General features: G+C 62.6%; 15 protein-coding genes. 5 read left to right on the top strand and 10 right to left on the bottom strand.

Annotated features, from left to right (window positions below):
* From AC1DUU_RS09295 to AC1DUU_RS09265, 7 genes are all read right to left on the bottom strand, one after another.
* Nucleotides 1-420: DMT family transporter (locus AC1DUU_RS09295; protein WP_476783134.1), on the bottom strand; the 420-nt coding region annotated here is incomplete at its 3' end.
* Nucleotides 421-531: 111 nt separating this feature from the next.
* Entirely contained in the window at nt 532-774 is a 243-nt protein-coding gene (locus AC1DUU_RS09290; RefSeq protein WP_476783133.1) for a hypothetical protein, read from the bottom strand.
* A gap of 70 nt (nt 775-844) precedes the next feature.
* On the bottom strand, nt 845-2,137 hold the full coding sequence (locus tag AC1DUU_RS09285; protein WP_476783132.1) for an amidohydrolase family protein: 1,293 nt from the start codon (nt 2,135-2,137) through the stop codon (nt 845-847).
* Nucleotides 2,134-3,075 carry an ABC transporter permease gene (locus AC1DUU_RS09280; RefSeq protein WP_476783131.1) on the bottom strand — a complete coding sequence of 314 codons (942 nt, stop codon included), beginning with the start codon at nt 3,073-3,075 and terminating at the stop codon, nt 2,134-2,136. Before AC1DUU_RS09280 ends, AC1DUU_RS09285 begins: the two co-directional genes overlap by 4 nt.
* A gap of 2 nt (nt 3,076-3,077) precedes the next feature.
* A complete protein-coding gene (locus AC1DUU_RS09275) occupies nt 3,078-4,127 on the bottom strand; it encodes an ABC transporter permease (protein ID WP_476783130.1) in 1,050 nt (349 codons plus the stop codon).
* Entirely contained in the window at nt 4,117-5,655 is a 1,539-nt protein-coding gene (locus AC1DUU_RS09270; protein WP_476783129.1) for an ABC transporter ATP-binding protein, read from the bottom strand. Before AC1DUU_RS09270 ends, AC1DUU_RS09275 begins: the two co-directional genes overlap by 11 nt.
* 173 nt (nt 5,656-5,828) lie before the next feature.
* On the bottom strand, nt 5,829-6,854 hold the full coding sequence (locus tag AC1DUU_RS09265) for a BMP family protein (RefSeq protein WP_476783128.1): 1,026 nt from the start codon (nt 6,852-6,854) through the stop codon (nt 5,829-5,831).
* A 221-nt stretch (nt 6,855-7,075) separates the two neighbouring features.
* On the opposite strand from AC1DUU_RS09265, the gene AC1DUU_RS09260 reads away from it, so the two are divergent.
* From AC1DUU_RS09260 to AC1DUU_RS09245, 4 genes are all read left to right on the top strand, one after another.
* A complete protein-coding gene (locus AC1DUU_RS09260) occupies nt 7,076-8,830 on the top strand; it encodes an ABC transporter ATP-binding protein (RefSeq protein WP_476783127.1) in 1,755 nt (584 codons plus the stop codon).
* Nucleotides 8,831-8,995: 165 nt separating this feature from the next.
* The gene (locus AC1DUU_RS09255) at nt 8,996-9,643 is read left to right on the top strand and encodes a glutathione S-transferase family protein (protein ID WP_476783135.1); all 648 of its coding nucleotides are present in this window, start codon (nt 8,996-8,998) and stop codon (nt 9,641-9,643) included.
* Nucleotides 9,644-9,655: 12 nt separating this feature from the next.
* Nucleotides 9,656-10,009 (top strand): ArsR/SmtB family transcription factor, encoded by a 354-nt coding sequence (locus AC1DUU_RS09250; protein ID WP_476783126.1) that lies wholly within the window; start codon nt 9,656-9,658, stop codon nt 10,007-10,009.
* Nucleotides 10,006-10,476 (top strand): SRPBCC family protein, encoded by a 471-nt coding sequence (locus tag AC1DUU_RS09245; RefSeq protein WP_476783125.1) that lies wholly within the window; start codon nt 10,006-10,008, stop codon nt 10,474-10,476. Before AC1DUU_RS09250 ends, AC1DUU_RS09245 begins: the two co-directional genes overlap by 4 nt.
* Nucleotides 10,477-10,478: 2 nt before the next feature.
* Here AC1DUU_RS09245 and AC1DUU_RS09240 read toward each other — a convergent pair whose 3' ends face one another.
* The gene (locus tag AC1DUU_RS09240) at nt 10,479-11,957 is read right to left on the bottom strand and encodes an aldehyde dehydrogenase family protein (RefSeq protein WP_476783124.1); all 1,479 of its coding nucleotides are present in this window, start codon (nt 11,955-11,957) and stop codon (nt 10,479-10,481) included.
* 120 nt (nt 11,958-12,077) lie between these two features.
* A complete protein-coding gene (locus AC1DUU_RS09235) occupies nt 12,078-12,722 on the bottom strand; it encodes a carbonic anhydrase (protein WP_476783123.1) in 645 nt (214 codons plus the stop codon).
* Between the two features lie 234 nt (nt 12,723-12,956).
* On the opposite strand from AC1DUU_RS09235, the gene AC1DUU_RS09230 reads away from it, so the two are divergent.
* A complete protein-coding gene (locus AC1DUU_RS09230; RefSeq protein ID WP_476783122.1) occupies nt 12,957-13,127 on the top strand; it encodes a hypothetical protein in 171 nt (56 codons plus the stop codon).
* Nucleotides 13,128-13,142: 15 nt separating this feature from the next.
* Here AC1DUU_RS09230 and AC1DUU_RS09225 read toward each other — a convergent pair whose 3' ends face one another.
* Nucleotides 13,143-14,456 (bottom strand): BatD family protein, encoded by a 1,314-nt coding sequence (locus AC1DUU_RS09225; RefSeq protein ID WP_476783121.1) that lies wholly within the window; start codon nt 14,454-14,456, stop codon nt 13,143-13,145.
* Nucleotides 14,457-14,579 lie beyond the last annotated feature (123 nt).

The following is a 14,579-nucleotide window of genomic DNA, read 5'->3' as shown; positions in this document are numbered from 1 at the left end:
GAGCATGATGGCGATCCAGCGCCGCCAGCCGACCTTTTCGCCCAGGAAGAAGTGCGACAGGGCGGCGATATAGATCGGCCCGGCCATGTAGAAGGTCATCACGTCTGCAAGCGGCAGATAAGCGACAGCGGCATAGAAAAACCCGGTATCGGCGGTGGCGAGCACGACGCGCAGCACCTGCAGGCCGGGACGCTCGACCTTGGTCAGCGGGCCGACGCCTTGCTTGGCGATCATCGGGCCCAAGATGATGAAGGCGCCGATGGAACGGATCAACAGAACCTGGCCAACGGAGAAGCTGGTGACCAGCCATTTGCCCATGGCGTCGTTGAGCGCGAACATGAAGTCGCCCAGCAACATGAGAAGGATGCCCGCAAGAACAAGATTGTTCTTCGGGAGGGCGATGGCTTGTCGGAAGGTCATTGGCAAGGAATCCGCCGGGCAACGAGCCCGAATGGCGCTATCTAGGCCGAGAAGGCCGCATTTGCGAGGGCTAACTTGGCGATCGCGATGCGTTGCGGCGTCGCACGCCGGTCAAGGCCTGACGATGGCCGGGCGATAGTAGAACGGCCCGTAGAAATCGTCGTATGTCCTTTCCCTGAAGGCGGCGCGACGGTCGAGATCGATGCGTTGAAGGCACGCGGCGAAAGCGTCGTTCTTTTTGTTGAATCCGTAGGAGCGGCACTTTGCTTCATCGAGCGCGCGCTGCTCTTGAGCCGTGACGCAGCCGGCCAGCAACGTGGTCATCAGGAGCATCAAAATCGTGCTGTTCCTCATGGCCCTGCTTCTCCTGCGCTCGTTAGATTGTAAGCTCTTCATACGACTTCGAAAAGCTGTCCGGCAAGGTTCAGTTCGCCTGCGGTGGCACGATGTGGCGGCGATTGACCGAGGCCGGGCGGCCCCTGATCGACAGGCTGGTTTCGCGCTTTTCCCGCTCGGCAACGACCTTGCCCTTGGCAATGACGCACAGCCGCTCGGCGCGCAGGCGCACGGCTTCGATCGGGTTGCCGGCGTCGAGCACGACGAGGCTCGCTGTCTTGCCGACGGCGATGCCAAGATGGTCGAGCCCCATGATCTCGGCATTCACCTTGGTGACCATGTCGAAGCAGTGGCGCATGTCGGCCGGGCTCGACATCTGCGCGACATGCAGGCCCATGAAGGCGACGTCGAGCATGTCGGCTGTGCCGAGCGAATACCAGGGGTCGAGCACGCAATCCTGGCCCCAGCCGACGCGGATGCCAGCCTTCAGCATCTCGGGCACGCGGGTCATGCCGCGGCGCTTGGGGTAGCTGTCGTGGCGGCCCTGCAGCATGATGTTGATCAGCGGATTGGGGATGGCCGAGACACCTGCTTCGGCGATCAACGGGATGAGCTTCGAGACATAATAGTTGTCCATCGAATGCATCGAGGTCAGATGCGAGCCCGCCACCCTGCCCTGCAGGCCGAGGCGCTGGGTTTCATAGGCAAGCTGCTCGATGTGGCGCGACAGCGGATCGTCGGTCTCGTCGCAATGCAGGTCGACCATCAGGCCGCGCTTTTCGGCGATCTCGCAAAGCTCGGTCACCGAACGCGTGCCGTCGGCCATGGTGCGCTCAAAATGCGGAATGCCGCCGACGATGTCGACACCTATATCGAGAGCCCGGATCGTGTTGTCGCGCGCATTGGGCGAGCGGTAGAGGCCGTCCTGCGGGAAAGCTACAAGCTGCAGGTCGATATAGGGCGCGATCTCCTTCTTGACCTCGAGCAGTGCTTCCACGGCCAGCAGGCGGTCGTCGCAGGTATCGACATGGGTGCGGATGGCGAGCAGGCCCATCGACACGGCCCAGTCGCAATAAGCCAGCGCGCGCTCCTTGACCGCTTCATGGGTTAGCAGCGGCTTCAGTTCACCCCAAAGCGAGATGCCTTCGAGCAGCGTGCCCGAGGCATTGATGCGCGGCAGGCCGTAGGACAGCGTCGCGTCCATGTGGAAATGCGGATCGACAAAGGGCTGGCTGACGAGGTTGCCCGACGCGTCGACAATGGTCTTGGCCGCAGCCTCGATCCTGGGCTCAATCGCTGCGATCTTGTCGCCCTTGATGCCGATGTCGGCAATGGTTCCGTCGGGCAGCGTGCCGCCCTTGACGATCAGGTCGAAGCTCATCTCTCGCCTTTCTGATAAGGGATCATCAGCGCTTTCGGATAGGTGGCGCGGCGCGCCACCAGGATCAGCGCCAGGATCGATAGTGCATAGGGCATCATCAGGAACACCTGATAGGGCACGATGCCGCCGGAAAGCTGCTGCAGGCGGACCTGGTAGGCATCGAAGGCAGCAAACAGGATGGCGCCAAGCAGCGCCTTGCCCGGCCGCCATGAGCCGAAGACGACAAGTGCGATGCAGATCCAGCCGCGACCATTGATCATCTCGAAGAAGAACGAGTTGAACGCCGACATGGTGAGGAAGGCGCCACCCACCGCCATCAGCGCGCTGCCGACCATGACCGCGCCCATGCGGATGGCGGTGACCGAGATGCCTTGCGCCTCGACGGCGGAAGGGTTTTCGCCGGCGGCGCGGACGGCAAGACCGACCGGCGTGCGGTAAAGAACCCAGGCAACGACAGCGACGGTCACGAAGGCGAGATAGGTGAGCGGCGTCTGTGTAAACAGCGCCTCGCCCAACAGCGGGATCTTCGACAGGCCAGGAATCGGCAAGGGCTGGAACGGCTCGATCTTGGGCGGCGAAGTCACTTCCGGCAACGCCAGGCGATAGGTGAAGTAGGTAAGACTGGTGGCAAGCAAGGTGACGCCGATGCCGACGACATGCTGCGACAGGCCAAGCGGCACGGTAAGCGTTGCATGCAAGAGCCCGAACATGGCGCCGGCAAGAGCTGCCACCAACACCCCGGTCCACAGGTCGCCGCCGGCATAGACGGTGAACCAGCCAGCGAAGGCGCCGGCGGTCATGATGCCTTCGATGCCGAGATTGAGCACGCCAGCGCGCTCGCAGATCAGTTCACCCATGGTGGCGAAGATCAGCGGCGAGGCGATGCGGATGGCAGCGACCCAGAACGAGGCGGTGAAGAGGATTTCAAACGCGTCCATGGTCACTTCCACCTCACCCGGAACCGCGTCAACAGGATTGCGACCACCATGGTGAGCAAGGCTGTCGCGACCATGACGTCGGCGATGTAGCTCGGCACGCCGGCGGTGCGGCTCATCGCGTCGGCACCGACGAAGATGCCGGCCACGAAGATCGCCGAGGCAATGACCCCAAGCGGATTGAGCATCGCCAGCATCGCAACGACGATGCCCGAATAGCCGTAGCCAGGCGACAGGTCGAGCGTCAGATTGCCCTTGAGGCCCGACACTTCCGAAAAGCCGGCAAGGGCGGCGAGGCCCCCCGACAGGAGTGCCGTCTTCATCAGCACGCGGTTGACCGGAATGCCGACGAAACGCGCGCCCTCGGGGTTGTGACCGACCGCGCGCATCTCATAACCGAGCACGGTCTTTTTCATGATGACCCAGACAACAATCGCCGAAATGATGGCTACAACGAAGCCGTAGTGCAGGCGCTTGCCCTGGATGATACGCGGCAGTTGGGCCGACGCGATGACCTTTTGCGACTGCGGCCAGCCAAGGCCCATCGGATCCTTGAGTACGCCTTCGAGCAACATCGAGACAAACAGCAAAACGATGAAGTTGAGCAGCAGCGTGGTCACCACCTCATCGACGCCAAAGCGGGTCTTGAGGATTGCCGGACCAAGCAGCAACAGGCCACCGGCGAGCATCGCCGCAAGCATGATGACAGGGATAAGGATGACCGAGGGCAGTGGCAGCGCGCCGGTGCCGAGGACGACCGTGACCACACCGCCGATATAGAGCTGGGCTTCGGCGCCGATATTCCACAGCTTGGCGCGGAAGGCGACGGCAACGGCAAGGCCGGTGAAGATCAGCGGGGTGGCGCGCGTCAGCGTCTCAAGCAGGGCGAATTGTGATCCGGCGGCACCCTTGGCGACGAGGTAGAATACCGACAGCGGCGAAGCGCCGGCAGCGAGCACCAGCAGCGATGTCAGCACCAGCGTGGCAGCGACGGCCGCCAACGGAAACAGCAAGGTCATGCCGAGCGAGGGTGCGGGTTTGGGCTCAAGCCGCATCCTTGCCTCCCTCTTCGCCGTGTCCGGCCATCAGTTCCCCAAGTTCGCGAATGCTGCGTTCGCCGCGAGCAGACGGGCTCGACAGCCGGCCCTTGGACATCACGACGATGCGGTCGGACAGGGCCAAAATCTCTTCAAGGTCTTCGGAAATCAGCAGGATCGCAGCTCCCCTTTGCCGCGCGGCGAGCAGCATGCGGTGGACATAGGCGACAGCGCCAACATCGAGGCCGCGCGTCGGCTGGCTGGCGAGGATCACGGACGGTTCGGGATCGAGCGCACGACCGAGGATGAGCTTTTGCATGTTGCCGCCCGAAAGAAGGCGGATGCGTGCCTCAGGCGACGGACATTTGACGTCGTAGTCGGCGATGATCTGTTCGGCGAAATCACGCGCTGCCTTCCAGTCGAGAAAGCCCATGCGGCTGAAGCGCGGGCTGGCGTAACGTTCGGCAATGACATTCTCTGTCACGCTCATGTCGCCGATGGTGCCGACGGCATGACGGTCCTCGGGGATGCGGGCAATGCCGTGACCAAGGGCTGCCTTAGGTGACCAGTCGCCAATTTGCCTGCCGCCGATCACGACTTTCCCGCTTGTGGGTCGTTCCGTGCCGGCGAGCAGCGCGGCAAGTGCCGCCTGGCCGTTGCCGGAAACGCCCGCAAGGCCAGTGATTTCGCCGGCGCGCAAGGTGAGCGAGACGCCGTCGAGTGCAGCACCATTGCGACGGCCGGTGGACACTGCGTCGAGCACGAGAAGAGCAGCCCCCGGCTCGACCGGCACGACCTCGGCGGGCTTGACCTCCTGTCCGACCATCAACGCCGCAAGCTCCTTGCGGTCGGTTGCGGCAGTGGCGCGCTCGCCGGCAAGGCGACCCGACCGCAGCACCAGCACGCGGTCGCTAACGGCCATGACTTCATGCAGCTTGTGCGAGATGAAGATGATCGACAGGCCCTTGGCGACCAGCAGCTTGAGCGTGCGGAACAACGCGTCGGTTTCGGCCGGCGTCAGCACCGCCGTGGGCTCGTCGAGGATCAGGATGCGGGCGTCGCGGTAAAGCGCCTTGAGGATTTCGACGCGCTGGCGCTCGCCCACCGAAAGACCCGACACAATAGCGGCAGGATCGACCGCCAGGCCGAAATCGGTAGAAAGCTGCTCAATGCGCAGGCGCGCTGCGGCCCGGTCGAGGCGCGGCAGCCAAAGGCTTTGCGTGCCGAGCGCGATGTTTTCCAGAACCGTCATATTGTCGGCAAGCGTGAAATGCTGGTGCACCATGCCGATACCGGCGTCGAGTGCTGCGCGCGGGTCGCCCGGCTGCAAGGGCTTGCCGAACGCCTCGACGCTGCCCTCGTCGGCGACATAGTGGCCAAACAGGATATTCATCAGCGTGGTCTTGCCCGCACCATTCTCGCCAAGCAGGGCGATAACCTCGCCCCGCTTGAGTTCGAAGGAAATGGCGTCGTTGGCCGTGAGCGGGCCGAAACGCTTGGTGATGCCGGACAGGCGCAGGACGGGAATGGCAGGGGCGATGGACATGGGATGGCCGCAGCGATGGAGGTCCCTTCTCCCCGTTCAAGGGAGAAGGCGGCCCGAAGGCCGGATGAGGGGCGGCACCAACTTCTGAGAGGCTGATGCTGCCCCTCATCTGCCTGCCGGCATCTTCTCCCCGTCCCTTCGACAAGCTCAGGACGGGGAGAAGAGAGCTGTCATCAGCTCGATTTCGGCTCCGCATCGTTGATCTCGACAGTGAACGACCCGTCCTTGATCGCCTTTTCTCTCTCGGCGACCTTGGCCTTGACGTCATCCGGCACCTTGTTTTCGAAAGTGCCAAGCGGTGCAAGCGAGGAACCGCCGTTCTTCATGAATGAGTAGACGCCGTAGTCCTCGGCCTTGAAGGCGCCGGCCTTGACCTCGGCAATCGCCTTGTCGAGCGTCGGTTCGAAGTGCCAGAGCGCCGAGGCAACCACGGTTTCGGGATATTCGGCCTGGGTGTCGATGACGTTGCCGATCGCCAGAACCTTCTTTTCCTTGGCGGCATCGGAAACGCCAAAGCGCTCGGCGTAGAGCAGGTCAGCACCGCCGTCGATCTGGGCGAAGGCGGTTTCCTTGGCCTTGGGCGGATCGAACCATGAGCCTATGAAGGAGACTTGGAATTTGGTGTCGGGCGCGGTTTCCTTTACGCCGGCCATGAAGGCGTTCATCAGACGATTAACCTCGGGGATCGGGTAGCCGCCGACCATGCCGATGTTCTTCGACTTGGTCATGGCGCCTGCGACGATGCCCGAGAGGTAGGAAGCGTCCTGGATGTAGTTGTCGAACACCGAGAAATTCGGCACCGCGGCATCCGGCTTGAAGCTCGATCCCATCAGGAAAGCAACGTCGGGATAATCCTTGGCGACCGCGCGTGCGGCGTCTTCGACGCCGAACACTTCGCCCAGGATCAGCTTGTGGCCGGCCTCGGCGTATTCGCGCATAACGCGCTCATAGTCGTTGTTGGCGGTGTTTTCCGAATAGACATATTCGATGTCGCCGCGTTCCTTGGCAGCGTTTGCCGCCTTGTGGATACGGCTGACCCACTGCTGCTCCACAGGCACAGTGTAGACGGCGGCGACCTTCAGCGGGTCAGCCGCAAACAGGCGCACGGGCAGACCGGCCATCGCGACGGCCGCGGACGCACCCGCAGCCTTGATCAGGGTACGCCTGGACAAGCCGAAATCAGTTGAATTTCTTGGCATTCTTTCCACCTCTGGCTGGTTTTGGTCTTCTTTGGCGAAGGCGTGTTTTTATCGTTTGGTCAAGGGTATGCGAAATCGCATATAGCAGCAATCGCTACCCACCCGCTGTCCACGAGTCCTTGCCACCCGCGACCGTTGGTCCCAAAATTTGCCGGTTTCCCTTCGCCAATCGTTGCTTTATATAGACCCGCGCAGGGGTGCGACCCAAGGGACTCATTGATTTGTTTCGTTTTTTTCGTCCGACACAGAACCATCTCCTGATCTGGCGGCTGATCCGGGAGTCATTCCGCCAGCATGCGTTCGGCTATGCCATTGCAATCGCTTCGATGATGGTCGTGGCCGGCATGACGGCTGCAAGCGCCTGGATCATGCAGGACATCACAAATGAGTTCGTGATCGGCAAGGATCTCAACCGCGTTTACCAGATCGCGGGCTTGGTTGCCGCGATCTTCATCACCAAAGGGATCGCGACCTTTGTGCAGGCGTTTTTCTTGAGCCGCGTCGGCAACAGCATCATCGCCGACCGCCAGCGCAAGATCTACGACCGCATCCTCGCCCAGGGCATTTCCTTCTATCACTCGGTCCCGTCGTCGGACCTGATCACCCGCGTCACGCACAATGCGCAGGCAGCGCGAACCGTGCTTGACGTCATCGTCACTTCGTTTGTGCGCGACCTGTTTTCACTGATCGGCCTGATCTTCGTGATGGTCTACCAGCAGCCGGTCATGTCTCTGGTCGCCTTCATCGTCGGGCCGATGGCCATCTTCGGCGTCAATCTGATCCTGCGCCGGGTGCGCAAGATCATGGAGGCGGAGTTCCTGTCGCTTGCCCAAATCGTTCAAGTCATGCAAGAAACGACGGTCGGCGTCAGGATCGTCAAGTCCTTCAATCTTGAGCCGATCATGCGCACCCGCATGTACCGCGCCGTTTCCGACGTGGAAAAGCGCGCCAACTCCATCGCAGCTTTGGAAGCAGGCACCAGCCCGATCATGGAAACGCTGGCCGGCCTCGCCATCGCCGGTGTGGTTCTGGTCAGCGGCTATCTGGTCGTCCAGGGTGGACAGACGCCGGGCAGCATCATGTCCTTCATCACGGCCCTGCTGCTCGCCTATGAGCCTGCCAAGCGGCTGGCGCGCTTCCGCGTGTCGCTGGAAGCGGGCCTGATCGGCGTGCGCATGATGTTTGAACTTTCGGACCGTCCGCTGACGCTTTCCGAGCGGCCCGGGGCTACGCCACTGGTGCCCGGCTCCGGCACGATCGAACTCAAGGATGTCAGTTTCTCCTATGCCGATGGCGAGCCGGTGCTGCGCGATCTCGACCTCATCTTCCCGCCCGGCAAGATGACGGCACTTGTCGGCCCGTCCGGCAGTGGCAAGTCGACGGTCATGAACCTGATCATGCGCATGTACGATCCTGACAGTGGCGAAGTGCTGTTCGACGGACAAGACATCGCGCATGCGACGCTGCACTCGGTGCGCGACCGCATCGCTTATGTCAGCCAGGACACGTTCCTGTTCTCCGGCACCATCATGCACAACATCCGGCTCGGCCGCGAGGGCGCCAGCGACGAAGAGGTGATCGCAGCCTCCAAGGCCGCCAATGCGCATGACTTCATCATGTCGCTGAAGAACGGCTACGACACCCAGGTCGGCGAAAACGGCGCGCTGCTTTCGGGCGGCCAGAAGCAACGCCTGTCGATCGCACGCGCCATCCTGCGCGACGCCAACGTTCTCTTGCTCGACGAAGCGACCAGCGCGCTCGATGCCGAGTCGGAGTCGCTGTTCCGCGAAGCGCTGGAGAAGCTGGCGTCAGGGCGCACGACGATTGCCATCGCGCACCGCCTGTCGACCGTGCACCAGGCCGACAACATTGTGGTGATGCAGGACGGCAAGGTTGTCGAGCAGGGTCGCCATACCGACCTGATCAAGGCCGATGGCCTTTATCGCAGGCTCTACGAATTCCAGCTCATGGGCTGAGCCGAACCAGCCTGTAGAATTTGCGAAAGCCGCGACCGGGATGCCGGCCGCGGCTTTTTTCATTTTGCACGCATTCTCCAAGCGCACTTGCCGGCGCCCTGGCGTCGTGATACTTAAGCAATTACTTCAGTGTTTGAACCCAGCATGGTCCATGAGGTTTCCGGCATGTCGTTGACGCTGCATTTCCACCCTCTTGCCTCGTTCTGCCACAAGGCACTGATCGCCTTGTACGAGAACGATATCCCGTTTGAGCCGCTGATCGTCGACCTTGGCGAGCCGTCATCACGAGCGGCGTTCCTGAAGCTCTGGCCGATCGGCAAGATGCCGGTGTTGCAGGATCATGCGCGCGACAGCATCGTGCCGGAATCGAGTATCATCATCGAATATCTCGAACAGCATTACCCCGGCGCGGTGAAGCTTGTGCCTGTCGATCAAGATGAAGCGACGCAGACACGGCTCAGCGACCGCTTCTTCGACCTCTATGTCCAGGCGCCGATGCAGAAGATCGTGACCGACAAGATCCGGCCAGAAGGCAGCAACGATCCGCACKGCGTGGCGGCGGCACGGGCACAGCTCGAGACCGCGCTCGGCATGGTGGAACACGATATGCAATCCAAGACCTGGGCGATGGGCGAGAACTTCACGATGGCCGACTGTGCCGCGGCCCCTGCCCTGTTTTATGCCGACAAGATCATGCCGCTCGCGGCAAACCATCCCCATTCCGCCGCCTATCTCGGTCGTCTGATGGCGCGGCCTTCGGTGGCGCGCGTCTACAAGGAAGCGGAGCCCTACTTCCACATGTTCCCCGGCTGATGGAAAATCCCGATGCTGCATGATCCGGCACAACTCGACCTGATGTTCCAGGCACTGGCCGACCCGGCCCGGCGTGGCATGGTCGACCGTCTGTGCCAGGGGCCGGCATCGGTCAGCCAGTTGGCTGAGCCTTTCGCCATGTCGCTGTCGGCAGTGATGCAGCATCTGCAAGTGCTGGAAGCAAGCGGCCTTGTCCACACGGCCAAGGTGGGCCGCGTGCGCACCTGCCAGATAGAGCCCACGGCACTGAGGCGCGCCGAGGGCTGGATTTCCGAACGCCGCACGCAGTGGGAACACCGCCTCGACAGGCTGGGCGAATTCCTGGCCGAGACATCAAACGAACCAGAGCAAGGGAGTTCGAAATGACCAAACGATCCGTGACGCATGCCACATTCACCATCGAGCGCCGCTATGACGCATCGCCGGCGCGGGTCTTTCATGCGCTGAGCGATCCTGTGGCCAAGGCACGCTGGTTTTCCGGGCCCAAGGAATGGGACACTCTGGAGCGCAAGATCGACTTTCGCGTCGGCGGCCGCGAGGTGAGTTCGGCAGGGCCGAAGGGCGGGCCGGTGCACCGCTTCAACGCGATCTATCAGGACATCGTCACTGATGAACGCATCATCTACAGCTATGACATGCATCTCGGCGACACCCGCATTTCGGTGTCGCTGGCAACCTTCGAGCTTGCTCCTGACGGCCAGGGCACGCGGCTTACCTTCACCGAGCAAGGTGTGTTTCTCGATGATTTCGACGACGCCGGCGGCCGCGAGCGTGGCACGCGCCAGTTGCTCGACGCGCTGGGTGCCGAGCTCGAACGGCAGGCGATCGCCTGAGTTCAGTCGATGCGGATGAACACGCCCTTGGTGTTGAGATATTCGTCGAGGTGCTCGGCGCCGCCCTCGCGGCCGTAGCCGCTCATCTTGTAGCCGCCGAAAGGCATGGCCGGGTCGATGGCGTGGTAGGTGTTGACCCACACCGAGCCAGCATGGAGCCGCCGCGACAGCTGGTGCGCGGTGGCGAGGTCGCGGGTGAAGACGCCGGCGGCAAGGCCGTAGGGGGTGTCGTTGGCGCGTCGCACCACCTCGTCGAGCGTGTCGAAGGGCAATGCTGAAATGACCGGGCCGAAAATCTCCTCACGCGCAATGCGCATCGTGTCGGAGACGCCGGCAAAGACGGTGGGGGCAACGAAGTTGCCGGCAGCGAACGCGCCATCAGACAGCCTGTTGCCGCCGGCGACGAGGCGAGCGCCCTCCTCAGTGCCGGCGCGCAGATATCCCTCGACGCGGTCGAGCTGGCGCGGAGAGATCAGCGGGCCGATCTCGGTGCTCGGGTCGATGCCGTTGCCGATGCGCAAGGCTCCGGCATAGGCGGCGAGACGCGCGACGAATTCGTCATGGATGGAACGCGCGACGAACAGCCTGGAGCCGGCGATGCAGATCTGGCCGGAATTGGCGAAGACCGACATGGCGGCAACAGGCACCGCGCGTTCGAGATCGGCGTCAGCGCAGACGATGACCGGCGACTTGCCGCCGAGTTCGAGCGACACGCGCTTGAGGTTGCCAGCCGAGGCGCGGACGATGCTCTGGCCGGTAGCCGTGGAGCCGGTGAAGACGATCTTGTCGACGCCCATATGTTCGGCGAGCGGCGCTCCAGCCTCCGGGCCAGTGCCGGTGACGATGTTGACGACGCCGTCAGGGACGCCCGCCTCGGCCATCAGTTCGGCGATAAGCAACGGCGTCAGCGGCGCTTCCTCTGATGGTTTCAAGACCACGGTGCAGCCGGTGGCGAGGGCCGGGCCGATCTTCCACACTGAAGCTGCCGTGGGGGCATTCCACGGAATGATGGCGCCAACGACGCCGACCGGTTCCTTTCGCGTGTAAGAGACGATGTCGCCAGGCAGCGAGTTTTCGATCGTCTGTCCGTGAATGGCGGTGGCCATGCCGGCGTAGTAGCGCAGCATGCCAAGAACGCGGTTGGCATTGCCCCGCGCCCTGACGATGGGCAGACCCATATCGGTGGTGTCGGAAATGCAGATCTCTTCCCAGTGGCGCTCGAACAGATCGGCGATCTTCAACAACAGCTTCTGCCGTTCATGCGGCTTGAAACGGCTCCACGGGCCGTCAAAGGCGTTGCGAGCGGCAGCGACCGCGCGTTCGATGTCTCGCTTGCCGCCACGCGGCACGGTGGCGATAATCTCGCCGGTGGCGGGATTGCGCGTCTCCATCGTCTGGCCGGACGCAGCCTCCACCCACGCGCCGCCAATGAACATCGGGCGATGGCTGCCGTCGAGCGAATGGCGGGTGGCGATGGTCATCAATTGGCTCTCCGCTGGCGCAGCAATGGGCACAGGCGCCAAAGGCAACGTCTGTCCCGCAAGCCTAGGCTGGAGACGTCAGGCCATTCAAGTCATTGAGATGGAGCCAGCCGCGAACGCTCAGGCGATGGCAGTGCGTTCGAAGTCGCCGGTGTTGCGGTCCATCAGCCACAACTCGCCCGCCGAGATGTCGAACCAGGCGCCAAAGATCTCCAGCCGCCCCTTCTGCTCAAGGATCTTCACGCATGGAAACGTGCGCAGATTGGCTATCGAATAGCGGATCGAAATGCGCTCGAGCGCGGTCTGCCGCTCGGTCTGCGTCATCATCGTATTGCCGGTCACCGTCTCTGCGGCAGGCGCGACCAGGCTCATCCATTTGCCGATGAAGTCGCCGGGCGACAGCGGCGCGGAATTGGGATCGAGCGCCGAGCGGATGCCACCGCAGCGGCCGTGGCCCATCACCACTATGTTCTTCACCTTGAGCGCCTGCACGGCGAATTCGAGCGCGGCCGAAGTAGAATGGAATTCGCCGTCCGGCGAATAAGGCGGCACGAGATTGGCGACGTTGCGGACGACAAACAGTTCGCCCGGGCCGGAATTGAAGATAGTTTCGGGTGCAGCGCGGGAATCGCAACAGGCAATGACCATTGTCTCAGGCGACTGTCCCTCGCGCGCCAAGGACTTGTAGTGGTCAGTCTCGGCCGCATAGCGTCCGGTCATGAAGTTGCGGTAACCAGCGAGCAGTGTCTCAGGCAGATGCGACATGCGTTTGCCCTTAAACAAAAATGGCCGTCGCGGCAAATGCAAATACGCTGGCAGAGCTACGGCCTCCACTCCGGCACGAGCGCTCCTTGCCTGCACAACCACCAGGCAAGGCACCTGGCGCTTTACCGCGCTGGCAGTTGGGTTATGCTGCGCAAATGGCCGTGAGAAGACGCCTAGGCAGGTGTGCCCGCTCGTTGCGGCCAACCCAATCTGCAATGCATCAAGGAGAGTGACATGCGCTTGCTCCTTTACGCAGTTTCAATCTTGAGCCTGCTGGCCGTGCCGGACACGCCGTGGCACTTCACCGCTCGTGCAAAAGCGCAGGAATGCACAGGGGAGAATTGCCCCAAACCGAGCGGCCAGGGCCGGGACTGCGAACAGAAGAAAGAAAAGACCGTCAGCTGACGCCCAGAAAAAGGCTCAAGGATTGAGCGCTGGCAAGGCTGAAACGGGCGAGAAGCTACCTGCGCTGCTGGCCAGCCATTGTTTTCTGGCGCGCGCTACTCCGAGCTGAAGTTTCTGTGGATCGCAAGGCACGGCATCCGCCTTGGCAGCGAAGATTGCACCTTCAAGCCGCTCGAATTCAGCTTGTGTTGCCGTGTCGCCGGTCTGGCGGAGCCAGGAAGACACCGGCGCGACACTGGACCGGCGCGCCCAGGAATCGAGCGCCGCATAGATGACGGGCAACTTGCCCGACCGGCAGGCGTGCTCGAAACGCTGGAAGTAGGCAGCCTCGGATTGTTCGTGTTCCAGCATGCGCGCGTGACGCCAGGCGGCGAGACACGGCAAGGCGCTGGTGATGAGCCAGGCCAGGACCGCCAGCCCGGCAATCGCAGCCGCCGCCCACGGCCAGTATTTCAGCCATGCGTCCCAAGCCGRGGGCGCCGGTTTTTCGGGAGCAGCCGGCGGTGCGATGGCGGGTTTGAAGGCAGCGGCCTCGACGACCGACACAGCTATTTCGGGGGCCTGCGCCGTTTCGTGCTTTTGCGATGCCGGGTCGTACCAATCGATCTCGATGGCGGGCAAAATGTAGCTGCCCGGCTTTTCGAAGGCGTAGGTGACGCGGTCGATGCGCTTGCCGTTGCCATCCTGATCCGACAGCACGGGATCATGCGGATACATGCGCACGCCGTCGGGGGCGCCAAAATCCGGCACCGGGATCATCATCGCCTGCATGCCCTGTGYATCAGTGGTGACGATGCGGACCAGCGTGTCGCCGGCTTTCAGCCCATTGGGCTCGCGGTCGAGGTTTTGGCTAACGGTCAGCGCGGCCGCGGTCGCCACATTCCCTGCGGGTGCGCCCGGCACGCCGGCAACGGTGAATTTCACCGGCGTCAGCTTCACCGACCCGTTGGTCGCCTGGCCTGGAACCGCCGCATAGGCGAAGGTGATCTCCGCCGGCGGCAACACGTATTCGCCGGGAGCTTGCGGAGTGACGAGGTACAGTCGGCGAATGCCCGAAAAACTCTCGCCGTCGATTGTCTCGACCATGTTCTGGGCCCGTATGTCGGGCAAGGTGACGACGGCGTTCGGAATATCGAAGTTCGGAAACTGCGGCGGCGACATGAAGAAATTCGGCACTAATACATCGACCTGGACCTGAACCTGCTGGCCCGCAACGATGGGCGCAGGCGTCAGGATCTCGACCCGGACGGTCGGCTCAGCGGCATGAAGCGGTGCAGCAGCGGCGATGACGAAGAACAGGGCAGCCAGGCAGCGTGGGAAAAGGTTCATTGCTTGCCTCCCGCTGCTTCAAGGGCAAATCGGCGGGCTAGCAGGTCGGTCGGCGTGACCTGGATGTTGCGCATCCACATTTCGGCGGTCTGTCGGGCAAGGTCGACCGTGCCTGCCTTGCCC

The organism is Aminobacter sp. P4_H6_2, assembly GCF_056400805.1.
This window is presented reverse-complemented; position numbering and strand designations above follow the sequence as displayed.